We start from the raw sequence: 25,581 nt of genomic DNA on the forward strand, positions 1-25,581 counted from the left end.
CACTCAAAAATAAGATAATCCTTAAATATCCTCTACTTTTGCAGATGATTAATGCTTTTTTATTATGGAAGAATTTACGCAACGACAAAAAAAAATAGGAGGCATCCTCCAACAAGATTTAGCTGAAGTGTTACAAAAAGCAGCTACCGATGGTGGTTTGCGAGGTGTTATCATATCCGTGAGTAAAGTGAATGTCACTACGGACTTATCTGTGGCTAAAGTCTATCTTAGTATTTTTCCGAATAAAGAAGCACAACCTTTATTGGAAGGTATTAGATCCAATAAACCCCTTATTAGACACGAATTATCCCAACGCACACGTCATCAACTCCGACGCATGCCACAACTGGAATTTTTTATAGACGATTCTTTAGAATATATTGATGGTATTGAACGTTCACTTAAGGGCGAAGATAATCCTCTCGAAAATCCAGATTTATTAGGTAAGCGTAAAAAATCTTAAGTGAATTTTCCTTTATATATAGCAAAACGTTATCTGTTTTCTAAAAGCAGTAACAATGCTATAAATATTATGACCTTTATTGCTTCAGGTGGCGTTGTTATTGCCTCTGCGGCTCTTTTTATTGTACTCTCAGTTTTTGCAGGGTTAAAGGATTTTAGCCTAGAGTTTTCTTCTTTTGTTGATCCAGATTTAAAATTAATGCCTTCGGAAGGCAAATCGTTTCAATGGACAGAAAATGATAAAGCCGCGTTTTTAAAAATTAAAGGTATTGCAAATTATTCTGAAATTATTGAGGAACGCATCATCATTAAATCTGAAAATAAAAATCTCTTGGCGACTTTAAAAGGTGTGGATAAAAACTACCTAAACGTTACCAATATTGATACCATGGTTACCAAAGGGAATTGGATTACTCCTGAAAGTAATGAGGTCGTTTCCGGTTGGGGAATTTCCAATAATTTATCTTTCGGGATTCTTGATTATCTAAAACCTTTGTCGCTTTATGTTCCTAAAATTGGAAAAGGACAAGCGAGTTCTCCTAAAGGTTATTATAATTCGGTTTATGTAAATAATGTGGGATTGTTTGAAATCAACGAGGAGCTGAACAACAACTACATCTTTTCAGATATTGAACTCGCCAAACGCTTATTGGGTTATAATACTGAACAGTTAAGTGCTTTAGAACTCAAATTGACTCCTGATGCCGATGAAGCGAATATAAGAACGCAACTTAAAGCGGCCTATGGAAATAAATTCAATATAAAAAATAGAGCTGAGCTCAATGATGCGCTTTTTAAAATGTTGAATACTGAAAATCTGGCCATTTACCTCATCTTTACTTTGGTTATTATTATTGCACTTTTCAACGTCATTGGCGCCATTATTATGATGATTTTAGACAAAAAGAAATCATTGAATACCTTATTCAACTTAGGTACAGAGACTAAAACCATTAAATCCATTTTCTTTTTACAAGGGAGTTTAATGACTGTTGTTAGCGGAATTATTGGTGTTTCTATTGGGTTATTGGTGGTGTTTTTACAGCAAACTTTTGAACTGGTTATGCTAACACCAGATTTGGCTTATCCAGTCCGTATTAACTTTTTGAATGTTCTTATTGTATTGGCTACAATTTTTGCTTTGGGAATTGTGGCTTCCAAGATCGCTTCTCAGCGGATTACTCACGGGTTGATACAGAGTTAGGTTTTTAGACACCGATTTTTACAGATCAAAAAGAAAAAGCAGACACGAATTTCACTAATTGGCACTAATCTGTACGTATAGCTCTGTTCTTAAAAAATTACGCTGAGATTTACGAAGATTTCACGGAGATTGGCAGAGAAAAAAGTAGACAAATCTTGTCTCGATTGTTTTTCAGGAAATTTCATAAATTGGTATTCATCTTTAATTCACTCTCAATAACTATCGAAATTGCAAGACAAACATCAACTTCATGCTTCATGCTTCGTGCTTCCGGCTTCTACACAAACTGATAATCCGAAAACTTGTCCAAAACCTCATCAAAAGCAGCAAATACATCTTTAGAGTCGTCACTGGTTACCATTTTCATGCGGTATTCCTTAAAGTGAGGAATGCCTTTAAAGTAGTTGGTATAATGTCTTCGGGTTTCAAAAACGCCTAACGTTTCCCCTTTCCAATCAATGGCCATCTGTAAATGGCGTCTTGCGGCTTCCACACGTTCGGCTAAGGAAATTGGTGCCAAGTGCTCGCCTGTTTCAAAAAAGTGCTTTACCTGTTTAAAAAACCATGGATTTCCTATAGTGGCCCGTCCTATCATGGCGCCATCCAACCCATAATCATCACGCATTTCTGCGGCACGTTCTGGAGTGTCTATATCGCCATTTCCAAAAACCGGAATATGCATTCTTGGGTTATTTTTCACTTCGGCAATCGGTTTCCAATCCGCATCACCTTTATACATTTGTGCTCTGGTTCTACCATGAATGGCAATAGACTTACAGCCCACATCTTGCAAACGTTCTGCTACCTCAACAATTTTTATAGAATCGTGATCCCAACCTAATCTGGTTTTTACGGTTACTGGCAAATTGGTGCGTTTTACCATTTCGGCAGTGAGCTGTTCCATTAGGCAGATATCTTTCAGGATTCCTGCTCCCGCACCTTTGGATACTACTTTTTTAACAGGACAACCAAAATTAATATCTATAATATCCGGATTCGATTTTTCTACAATATCTATGGTCTGTAACATACTTTCCATATTGGCACCAAAAATCTGAATCCCAACAGGTCGCTCCTTTTCGTAGATATCCAGTTTCATAACGCTTTTTGCTGCATTACGGATTAAACCTTCGCTAGATACAAACTCCGTATACACCACATCTGCCCCTTGTTCCTTGCATAATGCACGAAAAGGGGGATCGCTAACATCCTCCATTGGAGCCAAAAGCAATGGAAAGTCTGGTAATTCTATGTCGCCTATTTTAACCAAGTGTTTTAATTTTGATGCAAAGCTACGGCTTTTTGTAATATTTCCTATTTAACGCCCAAAGTCCATAAAACCCTAAAAACAACTCCGCAAATACGCCAAATTGATAACCAAAAGTTGGCGTACCATCAATAACCCAACTCAACCCTCTTCCTAATCCCAAACCTAACATAAAAATGATGTTGGAAATTAAAGCCATCTTTAAAAAATTGGCTTTAAAAATTCCTAAAATCCATAAAATAGAAAAGCCTAAATACAAACCCATTATAGCTTTGAAGAAATTATGCTCGTCAACGGTATTTAAATGAATATCAAATTCAGAACTTGGATTGAAACCATAGACTAAAGAAACAGGAATTACAATCCATACAGAAATGATGAGGTGTATTTTAGTAATAATTGCTGTTTGGGATATTTTCAAAATGACCGTGTTTAAACCATTTAGGGTTTTGCTCAATAAAAAAGCTTAAATGCGTTCAATTATAATAGCGCTAACCTTAAAAATCTATTCATAGACTTATCCCAGAATAGAAATAGACTATTGTTTCTCCCATTTAGAAATAGAATTCGTTGTGCTAGTCGTTACAGTTCCTGTTGTAGGATCTGTTTGAGATGTCGTTTCATCTTGAGTAAATGTAAGTATTTGACCATCTGGAGAAATTGAGAATGTGACTGTTTGCTCACCGCCTAATGAGGTTTCTTCTGAACCTTCAAATTCAAATTCAAAAAATGAACCATCAATTGTCATTTCATTTCCATTAGTAAAATAAGATCCGCTTCCACTAACGTTTTCTAGCGTATAAGGTTCAGATGAAAAAGTTTCGCCATTAACAACAATATTGGTATCATATGAATAACTACCATTAGTCGTAAAATTACTCGACGTTAAGTTTAAGACATAATTTTCTGTTGTACTTTGAATCTCAATATCCGAAATAAAAGATTCTCCATTAAAGCTTGTGGTACTGCCAAGGGTCACATCAAAATCAGTTAAACTCCATGTACCAATCAATGCACTGTTGGTATTGCCTGGGTTCGTAGTGTTTATACCATCATCTAAAGGTTCGTTTTCACAAGTAAAAGCGGTTAGCATTGCAAAAAGGCAGAAAAGCGATAAGAATTTTTTCATGTTAAAAGGGGAATTGATTTTTATTGAACGGCAAATTTACGTTAATTTTTTGAGTCGGCTTTTTTAGATCAAAACTTAACCTTTGTTTCAATGTTTTTTTCGCCTCGCTTTACCGTGATATCTGCTTCATCGCCATTATCAAAAACAGATAAGGCACGCATATAACTCATCATATCCGTAATTGTACTATCTCCTAATTTTAGGACAACATCGCCTTTTTGTAATCCCGCATTAAAGGCTGGCGTGTCTTCACGTGTGCCATCGATTCGCATCCCTTTTCCATCGTATAGATAATCTGGTACGACGCCTAAGCCCACTTTAAATCGTGGTGTTTCTTCACTTTCGTTCTTTGTTTTTCTGAAGGCTAATTCGCCATTATCATCTAAATCCCTAATAATATTGAATATATAGTCTGAAATGAGATTCATGCCTTCATAATTCAACTTTTCAGAATCATCACTTGGCTTGTGGTAATCTTCGTGCTGACCAGTAAAAAAATGCAACACCGGAATATCAATTAAATAAAAAGACGTATGATCACTAGGTCCTACGCCACTTTCGTTTTCAACTATTTTGAATTTATCGTTATTCGCTTTCAAAGTTTGTTTAAACATTGGTGAGGTTCCTGTGCCATAAACAGCCAACGTGCTGTCGGCTTTCATTCTGCCAACCATATCCATGTTTATCATGTAGTTGATGGATTCGGCTTCAATCGTTGGGTTTTTTGAAAAATAGTTAGACCCTAAAAGTCCCATCTCCTCACCAGAAAATGCCATAAACAAATAGTTATTGTTGTCTTTTATTGCAGAGTTATTATTCAGCGTTACTAATCGGCTTGCCAAGTTTAAAAGCACCGCAACGCCACTTGCATTGTCATCTGCGCCGTTGTGGATGGCTTTTTCCTTTTCTCTAAAAAGTGACCCTTCGCCTCCAAACCCTAAATGGTCGTAATGTGCTCCAATAACGATGGTGTTTTTAGCCTTATTGTCAATAAAACCTATGACGTTTTGACCAGTAATTGTACTGTCTGCATTCGTTGTAAATTCTACTTCGCTATGTGGATCTGTCTTGGGTTTAAACGAAAATGATTGTAAAAACCCTTCTGTTCCTTTGGGCTGAAGTCCAATAGCTTCAAATCGTTTCACCAAATATTCTGAAGCTAAAACTTCGCCATTGGTTCCCGTTTGACGGCCTTCAAGCTTATCATCAGCTAAAAAAGTAACGTCCTCTTTTATTTTGTTTTCGGCAACTTTAGGTTCATTTTTACACGATAGTAACCCTATTAAAACCGATAAAAAGACTAATTTTTTCATTTCAAAATATCCATTTAATTGATTCGGTAAAATGTAATTCGCCATAAAAATTCAACGTAATTTAGACTGTAGAATATGGCTCATTTCATCACTAAATCTTACTTTTGACCAAAATTAGGCATTAATTGCCACTTATTATAATTCATTGTTATGAACAGAATCATTGTTGTTTTAATTCTATTAGTTACGTTTTCGTCTTGTAAAAATGAAAATACGTCCCAAACTTCTTCTGAAAGCAAAATAGATACGATGGAAACAAAAAATCCTTTAATCTATCCAGAGGAAACTCATTTCAAATCCATAAGACAAGTGACGTTTGGAGGCGATAATGCAGAAGCCTACTGGAGTTTTGACGATAAGCAATTGGTGTTTCAATCCAATAATGAGAAATGGAACGTTGGTTGCGACCAAATGTTTCTAATGGATGCCAATGACACCTTTACGGATAGCATTGCACCACCAATGATCAGTACAGGAAAGGGCAGAACCACTTGTGCTTATTTCCTTCCTGATAACCAACATATAATTTACGCTTCTACGCATCTTGGTGGCGATGATTGTCCTGATACTCCACTTAGAAAAAACGGAAAATACATTTGGCCAATCTATGATAGCTACGATATTTTTGTCGCTGATTTAGAAGGGAATATTGTGAACCAACTAACCAATGAAGTTGGTTATGATGCGGAACCAACCGTATCTCCAAAAGGCGATAAAATTGTGTTTACGTCGACCCGAAGTGGCGATTTAGAATTGTACACTATGAATATTGATGGTAGCGATGTCAAACAAATTACTCACGAATTAGGTTATGATGGAGGTGCCTTCTTTTCGCCAGATGGCACTAAATTAATTTTCCGCTCATCGCGACCTAAAACCGAACAGGAAATAAAAGATTACAAGGATTTATTGGCTGAAGGCTTAGTAGAACCAACAGATATGGAACTTTATATCTGCAATGCGGATGGTTCTGAATTAAGACAATTAACCGATTTAGGAAATGCCAATTGGAGTCCATTTTTTCATCCTTCTGGCGAAAAGATTTTATTCTCTTCTAATTTTGAAGCGGAACGTGGTTTTCCTTTTAATTTGTATTTAATCGATATTGATGGGAAGAATTTAAAGCGTGTGACCCATGGCGAAACATTTGATGCGTTTCCAGTATTTTCTAATGATGGAAAATATTTGGCGTTTTCTTCTAACCGTAATAATGGAGGTGGACGTGATACGAATTTGTTTATCGCAGAATGGCAGGACTAAAAAATTCCTTTGAAAAAAGGAATCTCATTATTTTGATAACTAAACTTTATTAATGTAGGGATTCATTCTAATTGTACGTGAATGCTACGGTAAGTTTCGAAAAGTATCTACAGCTTCAGCTTAACTTAAACACCAATTTTTTGTACCTAAAAGCACAATTTTCCACTCTTGTACTAGAATTTCAATTCTATGTTGTACCTAACGGCACAACCGCCAAAGCCGAAAATGGAACTCCTTCAATTTGTAATTAATTAATATTGATGGGAAATATCTAGTATATTCTTCTAACTCAAATAATAGTGTGTTGGATTTAGACTAAACACCAATTTGTTTAAAGCAGAATGGCTGAATTAATAGTGGCTTTCTCAATAAATAAAAGTCCTTTCCTGCTTATGCTGAGCACAGTCGAAGTCTGGGGGAATCCTGATAGCTATCGGCATAAGATGGAATCTACTGTAAATCTTTAAGTCGTTCTCGTTCTTCCGCTGAAGTGGTACGTTCATTGGTACTTAACTTTGTGTTTCCAAAATTATAACGGAAGCCTAGTTTGATATAGCGATTATCATCATCAATAAAACTAGAACTCGATTGGTTCAAATACCTCGTACTGGTGTCATAGTCTTGAAGGTTAAAAATATCTTCAACAGCTAATGAAATAATTCCTTTTTTCTTAAAAATGGATTTTGAAACACTCAACTCTGAAATCAAGCGATCTCCAACAGTTTGAAATTGTTGTAAATTTTTACCAACCCAAGTGAATGTGAGATTAACATTTAAACTTTGATCTTTTAAAAAGGACATACTATTCATCAATATGCTATAATTAGACCATTGCTCTTGTTCCACAAATCCTTCTCCAAAATTTGCTTCTTCAGAAATATTGTAAAATGAGGTTACAAAATAAAGATTCCAAGTGCTAGTCGGGTAATAATCGAAAATAAAATCGAAACCATATTCTACTTTTTTATCAAGATTTGTAGGCGTAAAAGCTATAATGTTAGTCAGATTATTTTGACGAGGCAACTCCACAATATCACCATCATAGTTCATATAATAGGCTTCAACGGTAAAATGCTCTAAAAAATTCGTTCCTATTTTATAATGGTCTCGATAAGTAGGTACTAAATTAGGATTTCCCAAAACCTTTGTGTTTAGATTTAAAAAAAATGTAAATGGATTCAAATCCGTATAACTGGGTCTAGAGATACTGCGTTTATAAGTTGCATAAACACTCATATCTTCTAACATCTTATGAGACAAACTTGCATTAGGAAACCAACCAAAATAATCTTGGGTATTTGTTTCGCTCAATATTACTGATTCGCCTTCTATATTACTTTGCTCTACCCTAAGGCCCAAACTCAAATCCCATTTATCCCAAGATTTTGAATAATTGGAATATGCTGCAAATACTTTTTCGTCATATTTAAAAGCATCTGTATTAGCTGTATTTACAACTTCTGAACCACCGATAATATCTAATCTGGTAATGTCGCTATCCGTATTTATATTCGAATATTTTACGCCAGCATCAAAATGAGATGTGTTACTTATTGGCAGATTATAATCAATTTTCCCAGTTATGATATTGGTTTTTTGATTAGAAACAGTGTTAAATTCAGACCTATTCACAAACATATTATTCATATTAAAATTATTCGTGATCACATTCTGGTCACGGTCATAATTGTAAATCGTATAATGCGCATTAAATGATAGGTTCGCACTATTCTCAAAATCGTGTCTAAAGATGATATCGGTTCCAATATTGAATTTGTTATCCCTAGACAGATTATCGGCCGTAAATCGGGATTGAAACGCTAGATTTTGATCTGTAATATTGGTATTGTTTCTAATCTGATATTTAAAATAAGGCAAGTATAAACCTGTACTCGTGAGGCTCAGTGTATTTTTATCATCTAAATAATAATCGAAATTTAGATTGAGGTTGTGGGTCTCTGACCACGTGTTTCTATTCACGCTAGATTTATAAATTTCATCAATAGCGTTTAAATTATCCAAATAATTAACCGTATCGTCTTGATCCCTATTAATTTTGTTATTTGTGTAACTGTAGTTCACATTTAAGTTCACCTTATTGTTTTTAAAATAATGGCTTGTTCCTGCATTATATCTCGGAAAAACCCCTTGGGTATAATTGGTAAATACACTCCCTCTATAGCCTGTTACCAAGTTCTTACTCATTATAATATTAATGACATTACCAGAATCAGCGTCATAACTTGCTGGTGGATTTGTAATGACTTCAACCGATTTTATGCTATTGGCTGGTGCACTTTCCAACAACGTAATAACCTCTTCTGAAGTTAATTGCACACGTCTATTATTGATGAAAACCGTGGCTGGCGAACTTTTAATAGTAATACCGCCTTCTGAAACTATAATGCCAGGCGTGCTTTTAAGAACACTAAGCGTAGAACCCTCTGTTAAAGCTGTGTTTTCTACATTGAAAATTAAGCGGTCTGGTTTACGTGTTATCGTTGGTTTTTTAGCAATAACAGTAACTTCATCTAAACTTTCAGGAATTTCGTTAAGTTGAATTTTCTTTAAATCTAAATGCCCTCTTAAGATTATTTTTTGATTAAATTCTTCAAATCCAACATAGGTGATTTTAATAAAATAGGTGGCTGAAGTTACATTATTGATGGTAAAATAACCTAAATCATCGGTTGAGGTTCCTTTTATAAAAGTACTACCATCTTCAGCTAACAACACTACATTAGAAAATGCTATAGGTTCATTGTTTGAGTCTAAAACCTGTCCTGTAACTGAAAAGTCTTGTGCAAAAGCCACTACATAAAGTGTGCAAAGACATATACTTAAATAATACCGTAGGTTATTAATCATGAATTTGAATTGTCTCGCAAGGTATTAATTGTTTTTTAAATTTTGTTGTGGTTTTACCGTAAATCGTTGAGCGTTTTATTATTATAATAGATACAATAATGCACAAGAAATCGATTATATTTGCAAATTACTTATTGAACTATTTTAAACGAGTTCATTGCCTTAGAAAGAGACATGAAGAACATACGTAACTTTTGCATTATTGCACATATAGACCACGGAAAAAGTACCTTAGCCGATCGCTTACTCGATGTAACGGGTTCGGTAACGGCTCGCGAGCAACAAGCCCAGCTTTTAGACAGTATGGACTTGGAGCGTGAACGTGGTATTACCATTAAATCGCACGCCATACAGATGGATTATGAATTGGATGGCGAAAAATATGTACTTAACCTTATCGATACACCAGGTCATGTTGATTTCTCTTATGAAGTTTCCCGTTCTATTGCGGCTTGTGAAGGTGCTTTGTTAATCGTTGATGCTGCGCAGAGTATCCAAGCACAGACCATTTCTAACCTATACTTGGCTTTAGAGAATGATCTGGAAATTATTCCGGTGTTGAATAAAGTGGATTTACCTAGTGCAAATCCGGAAGAAGTTACGGATGATATCGTAGATCTTTTAGGATGTGACCCAGAAGAAGTTATTCATGCTAGTGGAAAAACGGGTTTTGGTGTCGAAAATATTTTAAAAGCTATAATTGAACGCATTCCTGCACCAAAAGGTAATGTCGATGCACCTTTACAAGCCTTGATTTTCGATTCGGTTTACAATACATTTAGAGGTATTGAAACCTATTTCAGAGTTTTTGATGGTGAAATTAAAAAAGGACAAAAAATAAAATTCGTTGCGACAGATAAAGAATATTATGCCGATGAAGTTGGGACTTTAAAACTAACTCAGGTTGCAAAACAAAGTGTAAAAGCGGGTGATGTTGGGTATCTGATCACAGGCATAAAAACCGCCAAAGAAGTTAAAGTTGGAGATACAATTACCGATTTTGCCAACCCAACTACTAATATTGTTGAAGGTTTTGAAGATGTAAAACCAATGGTTTTTGCAGGAATTTATCCCGTTGATACCGAGGATTACGAAGAGTTGAGAAACTCTATGGAAAAATTACAACTAAATGATGCTTCATTAGTCTTTCAACCCGAAAGCTCTGCAGCTTTAGGTTTTGGTTTCCGTTGTGGGTTTTTAGGCATGTTACACATGGAAATCATCCAAGAACGTTTAGAGCGCGAGTTTGATATGACGGTAATTACAACAGTACCGAACGTATCGTATCACGCCTACACCAATAAAAATCCAGAAGTTCCTTTTATAGTTAATAATCCAAGTGATCTACCTGAACCAACCACAGTAAATCGTGTTGAAGAACCCTACATAAAAGCGACCATTATCACGAAGTCTGATTTTGTTGGCAATGTCATGAGTTTGTGTATCGAAAAACGAGGTATGATCGTTAACCAAACTTATTTGACTACCGAACGCGTGGAGTTGATATTTGAAATGCCATTGGCTGAAATTGTTTTCGATTTTTACGACCGTTTAAAAACGGTTTCTAAAGGTTATGCGTCTTTCGATTATTCGCCTATAGGTATGAAGGTATCTAAATTGGTACGATTAGATGTTTTATTAAATGCACAACCTGTTGATGCGCTTTCTGCGTTGATTCATGCTGATAATGCACATCATATTGGTAAAAAGATGTGCGAAAAGTTGAAGGAATTAATACCAAGACAACAATTTGATATTCCTATACAAGCTGCTATTGGCGCTAAAATCATTGCTAGGGAAACGGTCAAGGCGCTCCGAAAAGATGTAACGGCTAAATGTTATGGTGGTGATATTTCCCGTAAACGTAAGTTATTGGAAAAGCAGAAAAAAGGTAAGAAGCGTATGCGCCAAGTGGGTAATGTAGAAATACCGCAGCAAGCTTTTATGGCGGTTTTGAAGTTGAACGACTAACAAATTCCTGCGAAAGCAGGAATCTCAAACTTCAGAAAACAGTTCCAAATTAAGGCCATAAAAATAGTATTCTTTATCCTATATACTTCTCTATATTGGAAAAGCTTTAATTCTATATGGCATTAAATATAAAGGTCAATAGCTCAAAAACAGGAGTTCGCTTTTTGAGATTCCTGCCTTCGCAGGAATTTATGCGCCAAGTGGGTAATGTAGAAATACCGCAGCAAGCTTTTATGGCGGTTTTGAAGTTGAATGATTGACAATTCCTGCGAAAGCAGGAATCTCAAAATTTAGAGGCATAAGACTAATAATTGCACTCAGGACTTAAGTCTCTTATCTCAAATAAATACCTGTTTTTTTACATTCACGACCTGTAATTATTGAAATAATATAATTTATTCCAAATCCGCACTATTTCAGAATTATTCTGGATATCACCTTTATTATAAGGTTAATTGTGAAATCAATTTTTTTAAGAAGGTCAATCGTCTGAAGCCACCTCTTCAACATCAAAAGGTTTACCTAAATAGATTAATTTACAATCCTCATTGATATTTTCAAATTCTGTATGATCTGAAGTTATGATATGAAGCTCACCTTCAGCATCCATAAAAAATAAAGGAATCATATCCTTGTCCTTGTTGGTGATTTCTATAAGATTCGCAAAATGTGTTTTATCTTCAATATCAATTTCTTGAATTGAAGGAAATTTTCGGGTAACCTCTGATAGTCTTATATAATCATCGGTATGAGAAAATAAACCTTCTTTTGGATTATCCTTTGGATTGTTCATTTCGTCCGTAGTGACCAACCTAAACGACCCATTCTCACCAAACTGTTTGCGAAACCTACTGATAGCGTATTTATTAATGTCAGAGCTTCCTGTCATTGCCATCAAATAACCGACATCATTGAGTTCAATGTTATTTGAGAGTGAATCTGAATATATATTGGCATTAAAGGCATCTAGACCTAATTCCTTTGCTTTATCAATATTGTTTTGGTTACTATCTATAAGTACGACATGCCTTCCGTTACTAACTAGATAATGGCCTATTAGTCGTGATATTTTTGACGCACCAACAATTAAAATACCATTGGATTTTGTTAAAAACACACCGACCAACCTAGCAAACATCCGTGCCGTAGTGGCGTTTAGCAATACGGTTCCTAGAACTATTACAAATACCAAAGGTGTAATGTACTCCGCTCCTTCTACACCTTTACTGGCTAATTTTAAACCAAATAAGGAGGCAATACCAGCCGCAACGATTCCACGAGGACCAACCCAACTGATAAATAATTTTTCATTTAATTGTAAACTGGAATTGAAGGTACTTAAAAATACGCCCAGCGGTCTAATTATAAACACAATACATGCAAAAAGTGCCGCAGTTTTCCAGTTGTATATGAGCATTAATTCTTCAAAATTAATATTTGCAGCCAATAAAATAAATAGAATGGAAATCAACAACACACTAAGTGATTCCTTAAAATATAAAATATCTTTTAAGTAAGGCGATTTTGAATTGCCCAAAACCATTCCCATGACCACTACTGCCAAAAGACCTGATTCGTGAGCAAAGGCATCCGAAAGGACAAATAGGCCGAGTACAACGGCGAGTGAAAACACATTCATTAAATAATGTGGTACCCATTTTTTATTCAATATAAAATTAAGCGTATGTGCAAAAGTGAACCCAAATGTAAAACCAAATAATACAATTTTTCCAAACTCAATAAGGGCCGTTTTAGTAAACTCGCCTCCAGCATCAACGCTAATAAATTCATAGACCAATACAGCAACCAAAGCGCCTATAGGATCAATGAGAATACCTTCCCATTTTAAAACGGCAGAGACATCCTTTTTCAGTGGAATGTTTCTTAAAATAGGCGTAATAACTGTTGGACCAGTAACGATAATCAAAGCAGCAAACAAAAAGGACATCTCCCAACTTAGATTGAAAATATAATAGGCTGCAACTGCAGCTCCAAAAAAGGTAACAAGAGAGCCTATTGTAATTAATTTGGTAATTACAGGACCTACATTTTTTATCTCGCCACGTTTTAGGGTAAGACCGCCTTCAAAAAGAATAATCCCAATAGCGAGAGACACAAAATAGAACAGGCTTTCTCCTGGAAATAGACCTTCGGATTCATTCCAGATGGGTTCTATCCATTTTTTACCATCTGCACTTAAGAATTCTGCCGCAATAGGACCCACTAAAAGTCCTACTAATATTAATGGTAAAATCGCTGGAATCTTAAATTTCCAAGCGACCCATTGGGCTAATATTCCAAGAATTATGATTCCTGCTAATTCTAACATATAGTTACTTTTTGTGTGAAAATACTAAATTCTACTTTTATAAAAGGCTTCAATCCAATTTATAGTACTACAAAGTATCGTTATATAAAATTGAAATAGATTTTTTCAGTATTTTGAAGTGCTAATTATCGCGGAAATAGAGCTGAACTAAAAAACAAAATTTAGGTAAAATTTATTAATCATTGTTTTCATCCTTAGCGTCTTCCTTTTCTTCAGATTGATAATAAACACGCTTCAAGCTCTTTTTTAATAATGTAAAACGATAGACGCCTATGATAAAAAATATAACACTAAAAATTAATGCTGTAAGGGCTAGATATTCAAAATTAGCAAATTCTTTTAACTGATAAAGCGCAATAGCGCCCAACAATAAGTACAGCGATGAACGAATGTAAGATAATAGGGTACGTTCATTAGCCAAACGTGTGCGCTCTATGGCCAAATAATCTCTTAAAATAACTTCTTGATCAGGTTTAAAATCGCGACCAAAACGCAAGAGTTTTATCTTCTTTATTTTTAATGGTGACTTTACTATTCGTTTCATTGCACATGCTTTTTATCTATCTAAAAGTAGTTATTTTTTAGAACTTGAAGGCATTTAGGGGCTCTGAAATTAAATGTATTGTAAACCTTAAAATACATTAATCAGAAAAAATTATAAGGTTCTTATTTGTTAAAAATCCTCTAATTTATTGAGACTAACAACAATTAGTTTAAAGCTTTTAGTAATTTGCAAGACTTTTTAAAAATTTGGTAAATGCAGTTATATCCTATTCAATCTGGAAACTTTAAACTCGATGGAGGCGCCATGTTTGGTGTGGTACCAAAATCGTTGTGGCAACGCACCAATCCTGCGGATAATAACAATATGATTGATATTGCGGCACGTTGTTTGTTAATTGAAGATGGCGATCGTCTCATTTTGATCGATACTGGAATGGGCAATAAACAAAGCGATAAATTTTATGGCTATTATTTTCTTTACGGCGATGATAGTATTGATAAATCTTTAGCGTCGCACGGATTTCATCGGGATGATATTACAGATGTTTTTATGACGCATCTTCATTTTGATCATTGTGGAGGCAGTATTCAATGGAACAAAGACCGAACAGGATACGAACCTGCCTTTAAAAACGCACACTTTTGGAGCAATAATGACCATTGGAAATGGGCGACGGAACCCAACCGAAGAGAAGCTGCGTCGTTCTTAAAGGAAAATATTTTACCGATGGAAGAAAGTGGTCAGTTGAAATTTACCAAAGTTCCTGAGCAACATATTTTAAAAAATTCAGCCTTAGGATTCGATATTTTCTTTGCCAATGGCCACACCGACAAACAGATGGTGCCCATGATTCAATACAAAGGAAAAACCATTTGTTTTATGGCCGATTTGCTACCAACCGTGGGCCATTTACCATTACCATTTGTAATGGGTTATGACACTAGACCATTATTAACACTCGATGAAAAAGAGTTGTTTCTGAATATGGCAGCTGATCAAAATTTTTATCTCTTTTTAGAGCATGATGCACACAACGAAATTATAACCGTTAAGCATACTGATAAAGGTGTCAGGCTGAATGAAACCTATACAACGAAAACCTTATTTAACTAAAGCATAAAAACAACAAAAAGAAATGAAATTAAATCAAAGATTAATAGCCTATCTCGTATTTGCAGGTACATTATTTTTGGGTTGTGGAAGTACAGGAGAAATTCTTTCTACACCAATTGAAAATATAGATACATCGCCTCTAAAAGTTACGGACTTAACAGATGCGGAAGCCAAAAATTGGGGACATCTAGACCTTGTCAAAGACACTATTCCAGGTATGAGTGTGGATAAAGCCTATGCCGAAATTATAAAAAATAAAAAAGGAGAAAAAGTAATCGTTGCCGTGATCGATTCTGGTATTGACATTGACCACGAAGATCTAGACGGCGTGATTTGGACCAATAAAGACGAAAAACCAAACAACGGCATAGATGATGATAAAAATGGATATGTAGATGATATCCATGGTTGGAATTTCTTAGGAGATGGCTATAACGAGCAGTTGGAATATGTCCGCATTTTAGCTTCAGGAGACAAAACCAATCCAAGTTATGACGCTGCCAAAGCTAAGTATGAAGAAGAGTACCAATTGTGGACAAGTCGCAAAACGCAGTACGATCAAATTGCCCAAGTCATTAAAAACGCAGATGAAACCTTAAGTCAACATCTTGGAAAAAAAGACTATACCATTAAAGAGGTAAATGCAATAAAAACGGAAGATCAAAATTTGGCGCAAGCAGTTCAGATTGCACAAAATGTAAATGCCAACGGTTCAAGTTTATCAGAAGCTACTGAAGAAATCAATGATATATTGGTACAAATCAATGAGCGGTTAAACTACAACTTAAACAAAGACTTTACTGGACGTAAAACTGGAGATGACATCAACGATTTATCTGATAAGGGCTATGGAAACGGTAACGTAAAACCCGTAAAAAAATCGGAATCCCACGGCACACACGTTGCTGGTATCATTGCTGCAGAACGTAATAATGGAAAAGGCGCTAATGGTGTCGCCAATAATGTCGAAATTATGTCTATCCGAACCGTGCCTAATGGTGATGAATACGATAAGGATATAGCATTAGCCATTCGTTATGCAGTAGATAATGGCGCAAAAGTCATTAACGGAAGTTTCGGAAAATCATTTTCACCACACGCAGATTGGGTAAGGGATGCTATAAAATACGCTTCTGATAATGACGTTGTCTTTGTGCATGCTGCAGGTAATGACGCTAAAAACATAGATTCAGAACCTAGTTTCCCAGATGATAATGTAAATTTTGCTGAAATTTCAAATACCTACATTACAGTAGGTTCTTTAACGTCGAAATACGGATCTAAGATTGTTTCTGACTTTTCTAACTTCGGAAAAAATAATGTGGATGTTTTTGCACCAGGTTCCGATATCTATTCTACTGTGCCAGAAAATGAATATGAATCGAATAGTGGAACATCAATGGCCTCTCCAGCGGTTGCTGGTGTTGCTGCTTTAGTACGCTCTTATTATCCTAAATTAACAGCGGCTCAAGTTAAACAAGTGATCATAGAATCTGGATTACCAATTACAACCAAAGTCGTTGTTGGTGGAGATGCTTCTAATGTAAAGGCATTTTCAGATTTATCTAAGACCGGAAGAATAGTTAATGCTTATAATGCCTTAATTGTAGCATCAAAACTATAATAAAAAGACCCTAAGTCTTTAGGCTATTAACAGGTGAAGTTATTTAGTCGTTTACATGTGACGGCTAAATAACTTCATCGTTTAATAACTAATATCTTGTAATTTAATTACTAAAAATAGTTGTAGATACAATTCTAATAACGATTTCAAGCAATTAATAAAAAATTATATGAAACATTTCACAATAAGCCTTTTATCACTTTTAATTATAACCTCTTGCGGTCCCGGAAAACAATTAAGTAATACAAGCAAAGCTTCTAATGTCTCTGCAAGTGTTTACTGGCAACAGCACGTTGATTACGCCATAGAAATTGATATGGATGTCAATAGCTATCGATATAAGGGTAAGCAAAAGTTGGTTTATACCAATAATTCTCCAGACGTACTAAACCGTGTGTATTATCATTTGTATTTCAATGCCTTTCAACCTGGAAGCGAAATGGATGTGCGTTCACTTAACATTAAAGATCCCAGCCCAAAAATTAGTGACCGGATTAGTAAATTACAACCAAATGAGATTGGTTATATCAAAGTGAATTCACTAAAACAAAACGGAACAACTATTTCACATCACACTGTCGGAACGGTTTTAGAAGTACAATTGGATAAGCCCATTGGGCCAGGAGAAAAGGTCACATTCGATATGGATTTTGATGCGCAAGTGCCTATTCAAATTCGTCGTTCGGGTAGAAATAATAAAGAAGGTGTGGCCTTATCCATGTCACAATGGTACCCAAAATTAGCGGAATATGATGATGAAGGCTGGCATGCAGATCCTTATATTGGAAGGGAATTTCATGGGGTTTGGGGCGATTTTGATGTCAAACTTACTATTGATGAAGACTATGTTGTTGGTGGCACAGGCTATCTTCAAGGTGAACCTACTGTAGAATCTGGAAAGAAAACCCTTCATTTTAAAGCACCAAGAGTGCATGATTTTACTTGGGCTGCAGATCCTGATTTTATTCACGATACCTTTCAAATCCAAAATGGCCCACTACTCCACTTCTACTATAAAAAAGATTTAGAACAGCAATATTTGGACAATTGGAAAAAGTTACCTTCAGAAACCGCCATGTTAATGGATTTCTTTAGTGAAAACATTGGTAAATATCCTTATGATCAGTATTCTGTAATTCAAGGTGGCGATGGTGGCATGGAATACGCCATGTGTACACTTATTACCGGAAAGCGCAGCTATGGAAGTTTATTGGGTGTTACAGCACATGAGTTGGCGCATACATGGTTTCAGTTTTTGTTAGCTTCTAATGAGACAAAACATGAATGGATGGATGAAGGCTTTACAAGCTATATTTCAGCTTTAGCTATGAACGCGCTTCGCGATGACAAAAAACCTAATCCGCTTGAAGGGTCTTATAGAGGGTATTTAGCTCTGGCAAATTCAGGCTATGAACAACCTTTAACCACGCACTCGGATCGCTATGAATTCAACCAAGTTTATAGTAATGCAGCTTATAGTAAAGGTGCTGTGTTTTTAGCACAATTGGGTTATGTAATCGGTGAAGACAACTTAAAGAAAACCATTAAAAAATACTTTGATGATTTTTCTTTTAAACACCCTAAACCGTTCGATATAATTAGAACCGCCGAACGCATTACCGATTTTGAGCTCGATTGGTATTTCATAGATTTTGCGCAAACCACAAATACTATTGACTATGGTGTAAAATCAATCGATGGAAAATCCGTTACTTTAGAGCGTAAAGGTTTAATGCCAATGCCTATTGACCTTTCCGTAACCTACATAGATGGTACAACAGAAGATTTTTATATACCGTTACAGATGATGCGTGGCGAAAAGCCTACTTCTGCAACGATCATTAGTGATTGGGCTTGGGCAATGCCAACGTATTCTTTTAAAACCAAAAAGGAGATTGAATCGGTTGAGATTGATGCTTCCCAAATGATGGCAGATGTTGACCGTGGGAACAATGTACTAACAGATTAAATTAGTAACATAACTTATATATAAACAAAAAGCGCAACTAAAATTGCGCTTTTTGTTTACTATGAATTCGTTTTAAGTATCGTTTTATTTCTTGATAACCTTGTAAATATTGAAACGTTGATTGGCCCAAACTTTAACAAAGTATGTTCCTGACTCTAATTGAGTCATATCAAGTCTGGTGTTATTTCCGTTTGATTTGATGTCCATTATCTTCTGTCCCAGCATTGAGAACACCTCTATAGACTCAACAATGGTAGTTGAATTAATATGTAATTCTGAAGTAACAGGATTTGGAAATATGTCAATACCTTCAAATTCGTTGTCTTTTACATTTAAGCTTTCCCAAACGATGGTTTCTATATTGGAAGCGTCGGATTCTCCTTCACTAAATACCGAAGTAATATGATAATCGTAAGTACCAGAAACCGTTAGCATATCGACATAGGTTGTTTCGGTCGTCGACGCTAAGAGTACATTGTTTCGATAAATATTATATTCTAAAAAGCCAAATGCTGCAGCGTTAATTACAATTTGCTCATTGGCATTGGGATTTATTTCTACCGTACTTGATATATTACCAACGGTATAATTGATATAGTCAGTAGCTTCTATTCTATCAGCAAACCAACAGCCATTAGTTCCCATGGTGCCTTCCATATAATTTCCTGATATAGTACCTGTGTATTGAAAACCACTATTATATGTCCAGATAACTTGATTACCATCTACTTCCCAGGTTCCAGTGACACCTTCAGATGGAATATAAAACGTAAAATCCTCATAGAATATGATTTCTGTTTGAGAATAGCTGCCATTACATTGGTGATCAAAATTTAATAACCAGTTACCAACAAAATTTGTGGTCGGTCCCCAATCCAGAGATACTTCCCCTTGCGCTGAATCAGTGAGTTCTGCCACCAAATAGGCTGGTGACGTTATATCTAAAGTTGTAAAGGCCAGTGGTCCTATCCAATTGCTATCATCTTCATCTGGATTTGCACCACAATTACCACGAATATAGACATCGTAAGTTGTCGCTAAATCAAGGTTTTCTAAAGCATAAGGATTTGTATTCGAAATTATAGTTGTGCCATTGCCTGGCATAAAACCGGTTGGTCCATATTCTATTTCCCATGCCATTTCACTGCCACCTGCAATCCAACTTAGATCAGCTGAACTTAGAGTGACATTGTTTACTGCAAAGTCCGATAAGTCAGGGCAAGTAATAGTTTCACAAACTACAGTAGCGTCCCAACCACTGCGAGTAACACTTCCGTCTGAAGTGAACCTAAACGTCAATGCTCCTGATGGATTATCTGCTGTGAAAGAATTTGGAATTGTACTGCCATTATATTGACCGATAAAAGGTGCGTTAATGTCCAAGCCGTCATAAACTCTTAAATAATCGCAGCAGCTTTCCAATTGAAAAGAATTAAAGATCACCGTTACACTATTATTACCATCAGAGGGTGTAATAACGGTTGTGATATCTTCTCCATTTTGATAATTACCGCTTGCTCCTCCCGAATCATAGAAATGATCTCCGCTACAAAAATCTGGTAAAGTGGCAAACGAAATTGGTCCCACCCAATTACTGTCGTCTTCAACAGGATTTACACCACAGTTGCCACGAATATATACATCGAAGGTTGTTAACGAATTTAATCCGGTTAAAGTATATTCTGGATTTGATGTATCAATAAAAGTCCCTGTTCCTTGGCTAAAACCAGTTGATCCGTATTCTATTTCCCATGATAATTCATTTCCTCCTGCTAACCAACTTAAATCTGCTGAATTCTGAGTCATACCATCCACTACAATATTAGATATATCTGGACAAGTAATAGTCTCGCAAATAACCGTTGCGTCCCAACCGCTGCCTGTAATACTTCCGTCTGAGGTAAACCGAAAAGTTAACGCTCCTGAAGGATTGTTAGATGTGAATGAATTAGGAATTGTTATGCCGCCATATTGACCTATCAAAGGCGCGTTAATATCCAAGCCATCATAAACCCACAAACGATCGCAACAGCTTTCTGTTTGGAATGAATTAAAAAGAACCGTTACACTATTATTACCATCAGAAGGTGTAATAACTGTAGTGATATCTTCTCCATTTTGATAATTACCATTTACTCCACCTGAATCATAGAAATGATCACCATTACAATAATCTACAAAAGTGGTAAATGACACAGGACCTACCCAATGACTATCATCTTCACCTGGGTTTGTACCACAGTTAGCTCTTACATATACATCATAATTAGACGAAGAGTTTAAACCGGTTAAGGTGTAAGGGTTTGAAGTTGCTATTACTGTATTTCCTGCTCCAATTGTAAAACCAGAAAGTCCGTACTCTAGTTCCCAAGAAGTTTCACTTCCTCCAACTATCCAACTAAGGTCAATACTATCTACAGAAGCATTTTCTGCAACAAAATCAAATGGTTCTGGGCATGAAACCCATTCTATTGTTTCAATGTTAGAAGGTATTGATTCGCCCTCAACATAAACAGCCGTAACATAATAGTCATAGGCGCCATAATTTGGCAAGGTGTCAATATAAGTTAATTCTGTAGTTGTTGTAAGAAGTTGAGCGTCCCTATATAAATTATATTCGATAAAAGATAATCCGGACACATTTACTTGGACCACTTGGTTCTCATTAGAATTTGGTTGTCCAAAAACATCTAATGCTCCAGATGTATATGCTATTAAACCATCGGTATTATTTTTTGTACCGTACCAACAACCTCCTGCGTCGTTAGTTCCGACCACATAATCGCCATTTCTAGTACCACTATACGAAAAACCATCAGGAAAAGTAAAGGTCAATTGATCACCTTCTAATACCCAAGTTCCCGAGTCGTTAAAATCTGGAATTATGAAAGAACCATCACCGTTAAAAATAATTTCTGTTTGAAAATAGTTATCTGCACAGTTAAAATCATAAAATAACATCCAGCTTCCTATAAAGCTACTAGGTTCGCCCCAATTTAAGGTCACTTCCCCAAGCGTTTCATCGCTCAATTCTGCTGTTAAATATCCTGGTGCTTCTAAGCCTAAGGTCGAAAATGTGAATGGTCCTACCCAACTACTATCATCTTCGCCAGGATTAGCACCACAATTACCTCTTAAATAGACATCGTAAGTTGTTTCAAAAGTTAAATCGTTTAAAGTCGTTGGATTAGTACTGGTATTAATAAGTGTTCCTGTACCTAGGTCAAAACCAGTTAATCCATACTCTAACTCCCATGTTGATTCGTTTCCGCTAGCGATCCAGCTTATATCTGCCGAATTAAGTGTGATATCATTTGCTAGCAAATCTGTTGGATTAGGACAAGAAATAGATTGACATGTTACCGTTGCATCCCATCCGCTACGCGTAGCAGTTCCATCGGAAGTAAACAAAAACGTTAAGGTTCCCGAAGGGTCTGATGAGGTAAATGGGCCTGGGTTTACAGTTCCAGTATATTGTCCTAAAAATGGGGCATTATTATCTGGTCCATCATAAACATATAAGTAATCCCATCCGCTTTCTAATTCAAACGAATTGAAAACAACAGTTATACTATTATTTCCAGCAGAAGGTGCTATAACAGTCGTAATATATTCTCCGTTCGAGTAATTTCCACCTAAACCACCTGAATCATAAAAATGATCGCCATTACAAAAATTAGCTGCCGTAGTAAAGTTTAATGGACCTGTCCAATCACTATAATTTCCACCGCCACATTCGGATCTTATATATAAATCATAAGATGTTAGCGAGTTTAAACCATTGATCGTATATGGATTATTGGAAGTTGAAACACCGACACCAGTGGGAGTATTTCCAATTTCAACCACTTCAATTTCCCATGATGTGGCATTACCATTTTCTATCCAACTGACTTCAGCAGAATCTGATAGAATATTAGTTAGGGCGATATCACTAGGAGCAACACAAAATGTGATAAATTCATTACTATTAGAATATGAACTTATTCCACAATCATTTACACTTCTAACGCGCCAATAATAAATGGTGTTATAATCTAAACCTAGAACATCATATGAATTAACAAAAGTAGTTTCAGACAAGACCATGGTATTAAAACTAGCATCCAATGCTATTTCTATTTCGTAACTCGCAGCATTGACGTCGGCTTGCCATGTAAAAGTTCCGTTAACATCTACTGCAGAAGCATTATCCTCTGGAAATTGGAGTGTAGGAGCTGATAAATTATCATCATAAACTTCTAATGTAATAGTAATATTCTTTTCTGCCGTATCCGAAATTCCGTTTATGATTATATCATAGGAACCATTAGCTATAAGTGCTGTATTGGTTATTGTAACCTGTACATTTGTATTATCCTCCGTAGCGGAAGGTTGACTAAAAACAGCATTCACACCCGTTGGAAGGTTTAAAGCTGAAAAAACAGTCGTTTCATCAAATCCTAAAAAAGTGTTGTATGTGAAATTATAAACGGCATCATTTGGCTTACAGACTGCCAAGTTGGTCTCTGTAAAATTCATCACGAATTCAGACGCTTGTACTTCGAAATTGGAACTGTTAATTGCATAAAAAATTTGGTTTGCGCCTCTAACCATAACTCTCGCATCCGTAGTTGTGGGTACATTAGGAATATTTATGGTCTCTGAGCCATCATTTGCAATCGCAGTTGCTATGGTGTAAGGATATGTAAAACCTCCATCAACAGAAAGAAAAATGTCAACCTCTGTCGCATTTACAGGAGCGACGTTGGTATTAGCAACATCCCAAGTAATTGTAGCATTTTCGCCTACATTCCAAATATCGTTTGTAGATTGGGAGGTTACAACAAAAGGGCCAGCCGTATCGGTTACAGTAACAGTCATTTCATCAGAAGCGGTTTGTCCACCGTTTTGGTTATTGTCTCTAACCGTAAGGACGAAATCCATCGTTCTACTTATTGAGGGTAGCATTTCCCATGTTGGCGTTAAATTACCATTTACCACATCAGTTATTTTTGGCATGTAACGATCAGGACTTGAAACAGGTAGTTTTGATCGGAACATGGGTCCAAATTGCCTCGTTGGTTGTGGCGTGTCTGAACTAAACGGATTTTCAGGATCGTTTTCTTCCCAGCAAAATGATAACTGATCTCCATTAGAATCACTTCCAGTGCCTTCTAATATAAAGGCTGTTGACCTCGGAATCGTGAAATCATTACCTGCGCTAACTGTTGGAGCTGTATTTGTTAATCCAATAATTTCTGCACAAGAACTATCGTTAATAGTCCATTGCGCCACATCCCTAATATCTACATAATTAAAATAATCATCTGGAGCGTCCTGTACACTTGGTGAACAAATGCCTGCATATCCCATAATTGAACTACCGCTTCCTGGTTCTACTTCCTGAAGTTCATTTGAACTTCTACAATTTGAGGTACTTTGCACATGCCAACCACCAAATTGATGTCCAAACTCATGACTAGCAATTAAATTAAAATGGTCTGAATTAGGATCACTATGTACTGTATATGCGCTTCCCTTAGCACCTGGTGTGCATACACAAGCAATACAACCAGCATTTCCGTAAATAGAACCTTCATAAGCAAATAAATGACCTACATCATAATTGGAATCACCTATAGTTGCATCTATTGTGTTTTGAATTACAGAATTATTAACATTATAAGGGTCTGTTGAACTATCCAAGAAAATGATGTCATCATTATTAGAAATCAATTGCATCGTTACTCCAAAATCCCGTTCAAAAATCCCATTGATTCTTGTTAGGGATAGGTTTAATGCTGCTATAACTTTTTCTTTGCGCTCTTCATCCGTTGTTTCAGTACCATCAAGAAAGAATTGTGAATATTCGCTTGTGGTTGATATAGCTGCTCTGTATCGTCTTAAGTTACTGTCATTTGCATTTCTATTGGCTAATCCAGAAGACGAAAGCTGTCTTCTTGCAGATTCGATGGTTTCGCATTCAAAATCTGAACTGGAAGTGTTTAATTCATCTCTTGAAAAAACCCCATATATTCCATTGGTAGTATCTAAAGACGCAATAAGTGTTGTCGGCCTATTTAGATTTAAAATTGAAACATTCAGTCCTAACGATGGCGAATAGCTAATACGCGCAGTTGCACCATTATCTAGTCCTTTGCCGATATAAGACTTTATTTCGGGGAATTTTGCTTCTAATTCTAGATGAAGGTTAGAAGCTTCAAAGAGCTGATACCGTTCTAATACTCCGTTTTCATTAGGCAAAGAAATTACAATCTCAGATTGTTTTTGTAATAAGCGATCAGGTGCTTTTGCAAATTCTTTTAGCAACGATGCTGCATTCAAAGTAAATTCCACATGCTCCGAAGGTATCTCAGAATTTGAAATATTAGTCTGCTTTATTTCGGATTGAAACCAATAAGAATTTTGTGCGCTTATATTTATTGATACTACTATAAATACTAAAAAAGCGAAGTAATTTTTAGTCATATGGCTTTAGAATGTTAGGAAAATTGCGGTTTAGTTGTCAACCAAATATAGATTCTTTTGAAAAAAAAATCTTTCAAAAGCCATTTTTTAGATGAA

General features: G+C 35.9%; 15 protein-coding genes. 7 read left to right on the top strand and 8 right to left on the bottom strand.

The genetic code is table 11. The features are described 5' to 3' along the window. The first annotated feature begins 64 nt into the window (after window positions 1-64). Both rbfA and HM987_RS18200 read left to right on the top strand, forming a co-directional pair. A complete protein-coding gene (rbfA, locus tag HM987_RS18195) occupies window positions 65-463 on the top strand; it encodes a 30S ribosome-binding factor RbfA (RefSeq protein ID WP_178991440.1) in 399 nt (132 codons plus the stop codon). Beyond that, complete coding sequence (locus HM987_RS18200) at window positions 464-1,666, top strand: ABC transporter permease (RefSeq protein ID WP_179009424.1); 1,203 nt, start codon at window positions 464-466, stop codon at window positions 1,664-1,666. 277 nt (window positions 1,667-1,943) lie between these two features. Here HM987_RS18200 and dusB read toward each other — a convergent pair whose 3' ends face one another. The 4 genes from dusB to HM987_RS18220 form a co-directional block, all read right to left on the bottom strand. Beyond that, window positions 1,944-2,936 (bottom strand): tRNA dihydrouridine synthase DusB, encoded by a 993-nt coding sequence (dusB, locus tag HM987_RS18205; RefSeq protein ID WP_179009425.1) that lies wholly within the window; start codon window positions 2,934-2,936, stop codon window positions 1,944-1,946. Between the two features lie 22 nt (window positions 2,937-2,958). Further along, window positions 2,959-3,390 carry a DUF4345 domain-containing protein gene (locus tag HM987_RS18210; RefSeq protein WP_229724511.1) on the bottom strand — a complete coding sequence of 144 codons (432 nt, stop codon included), beginning with the start codon at window positions 3,388-3,390 and terminating at the stop codon, window positions 2,959-2,961. Between the two features lie 81 nt (window positions 3,391-3,471). Next, window positions 3,472-4,062 (bottom strand): hypothetical protein, encoded by a 591-nt coding sequence (locus HM987_RS18215; RefSeq protein ID WP_179009426.1) that lies wholly within the window; start codon window positions 4,060-4,062, stop codon window positions 3,472-3,474. 68 nt (window positions 4,063-4,130) lie between these two features. After that, window positions 4,131-5,375 carry a M28 family peptidase gene (locus HM987_RS18220; RefSeq protein WP_179010152.1) on the bottom strand — a complete coding sequence of 415 codons (1,245 nt, stop codon included), beginning with the start codon at window positions 5,373-5,375 and terminating at the stop codon, window positions 4,131-4,133. Window positions 5,376-5,525: 150 nt separating this feature from the next. On the opposite strand from HM987_RS18220, the gene HM987_RS18225 reads away from it, so the two are divergent. Next, complete coding sequence (locus HM987_RS18225; RefSeq protein ID WP_179009427.1) at window positions 5,526-6,635, top strand: TolB family protein; 1,110 nt, start codon at window positions 5,526-5,528, stop codon at window positions 6,633-6,635. A gap of 450 nt (window positions 6,636-7,085) precedes the next feature. Here the strand turns inward: HM987_RS18225 and HM987_RS18230 are convergent, their stop codons facing one another. After that, complete coding sequence (locus HM987_RS18230) at window positions 7,086-9,503, bottom strand: TonB-dependent receptor domain-containing protein (protein ID WP_179009428.1); 2,418 nt, start codon at window positions 9,501-9,503, stop codon at window positions 7,086-7,088. A gap of 174 nt (window positions 9,504-9,677) precedes the next feature. Here HM987_RS18230 and lepA point away from each other — a divergent pair, with 174 nt between their 5' ends. Continuing rightward, entirely contained in the window at window positions 9,678-11,474 is a 1,797-nt protein-coding gene (lepA, locus tag HM987_RS18235) for a translation elongation factor 4 (RefSeq protein ID WP_179009429.1), read from the top strand. A 481-nt stretch (window positions 11,475-11,955) separates the two neighbouring features. On the opposite strand, the gene HM987_RS18240 is transcribed toward lepA, so the two are convergent. Together HM987_RS18240 and HM987_RS18245 are read right to left on the bottom strand one after the other, a co-directional pair. Further along, window positions 11,956-13,803, bottom strand: coding sequence for a cation:proton antiporter (locus HM987_RS18240; protein WP_179009430.1), 1,848 nt, complete (start codon window positions 13,801-13,803; stop codon window positions 11,956-11,958). Window positions 13,804-13,978: 175 nt separating this feature from the next. Then, complete coding sequence (locus HM987_RS18245) at window positions 13,979-14,347, bottom strand: DUF202 domain-containing protein (RefSeq protein ID WP_218846947.1); 369 nt, start codon at window positions 14,345-14,347, stop codon at window positions 13,979-13,981. A gap of 213 nt (window positions 14,348-14,560) precedes the next feature. On the opposite strand from HM987_RS18245, the gene HM987_RS18250 reads away from it, so the two are divergent. The 3 genes from HM987_RS18250 to HM987_RS18260 all read left to right on the top strand — a co-directional run bounded on the left by HM987_RS18250 (window position 14,561) and on the right by HM987_RS18260 (window position 19,014). Continuing rightward, complete coding sequence (locus HM987_RS18250; protein ID WP_179009431.1) at window positions 14,561-15,421, top strand: MBL fold metallo-hydrolase; 861 nt, start codon at window positions 14,561-14,563, stop codon at window positions 15,419-15,421. Between the two features lie 22 nt (window positions 15,422-15,443). After that, complete coding sequence (locus tag HM987_RS18255) at window positions 15,444-17,045, top strand: S8 family peptidase (protein ID WP_179009432.1); 1,602 nt, start codon at window positions 15,444-15,446, stop codon at window positions 17,043-17,045. A 169-nt stretch (window positions 17,046-17,214) separates the two neighbouring features. Beyond that, the gene (locus HM987_RS18260; RefSeq protein ID WP_179009433.1) at window positions 17,215-19,014 is read left to right on the top strand and encodes a M1 family metallopeptidase; all 1,800 of its coding nucleotides are present in this window, start codon (window positions 17,215-17,217) and stop codon (window positions 19,012-19,014) included. 84 nt (window positions 19,015-19,098) lie between these two features. Here the strand turns inward: HM987_RS18260 and HM987_RS18265 are convergent, their stop codons facing one another. Beyond that, window positions 19,099-25,485: a CUB domain-containing protein gene (locus tag HM987_RS18265; protein ID WP_179009434.1), complete on the bottom strand. Its 6,387-nt coding sequence runs from the start codon at window positions 25,483-25,485 to the stop codon at window positions 19,099-19,101. Between the last annotated feature and the right edge of the window lie 96 nt (window positions 25,486-25,581).

The organism is Winogradskyella forsetii (genome assembly GCF_013394595.1).
In the GTDB taxonomy this organism is placed as follows: domain Bacteria; phylum Bacteroidota; class Bacteroidia; order Flavobacteriales; family Flavobacteriaceae; genus Winogradskyella; species Winogradskyella forsetii.

What these genes read in the sequence shown, in the direction of transcription:
- rbfA (WP_178991440.1), top strand. Translation starts at nt 65, where the DNA reads ATGGAAGAATTTACGCAACGACAAAAAAAAATAGGAGGCATCCTCCAA.
- HM987_RS18215 (WP_179009426.1), bottom strand. Translation starts at nt 4,062, where the DNA reads ATGAAAAAATTCTTATCGCTTTTCTGCCTTTTTGCAATGCTAACCGCT.
- HM987_RS18220 (WP_179010152.1), bottom strand. Translation starts at nt 5,375, where the DNA reads ATGAAAAAATTAGTCTTTTTATCGGTTTTAATAGGGTTACTATCGTGT.
- HM987_RS18225 (WP_179009427.1), top strand. Translation starts at nt 5,526, where the DNA reads ATGAACAGAATCATTGTTGTTTTAATTCTATTAGTTACGTTTTCGTCT.
- HM987_RS18230 (WP_179009428.1), bottom strand. Translation starts at nt 9,503, where the DNA reads ATGATTAATAACCTACGGTATTATTTAAGTATATGTCTTTGCACACTT.
- lepA (WP_179009429.1), top strand. Translation starts at nt 9,678, where the DNA reads ATGAAGAACATACGTAACTTTTGCATTATTGCACATATAGACCACGGA.
- HM987_RS18240 (WP_179009430.1), bottom strand. Translation starts at nt 13,803, where the DNA reads ATGTTAGAATTAGCAGGAATCATAATTCTTGGAATATTAGCCCAATGG.
- HM987_RS18245 (WP_218846947.1), bottom strand. Translation starts at nt 14,347, where the DNA reads ATGAAACGAATAGTAAAGTCACCATTAAAAATAAAGAAGATAAAACTC.
- HM987_RS18250 (WP_179009431.1), top strand. Translation starts at nt 14,561, where the DNA reads ATGCAGTTATATCCTATTCAATCTGGAAACTTTAAACTCGATGGAGGC.
- HM987_RS18255 (WP_179009432.1), top strand. Translation starts at nt 15,444, where the DNA reads ATGAAATTAAATCAAAGATTAATAGCCTATCTCGTATTTGCAGGTACA.
- HM987_RS18260 (WP_179009433.1), top strand. Translation starts at nt 17,215, where the DNA reads ATGAAACATTTCACAATAAGCCTTTTATCACTTTTAATTATAACCTCT.
- HM987_RS18265 (WP_179009434.1), bottom strand. Translation starts at nt 25,485, where the DNA reads ATGACTAAAAATTACTTCGCTTTTTTAGTATTTATAGTAGTATCAATA.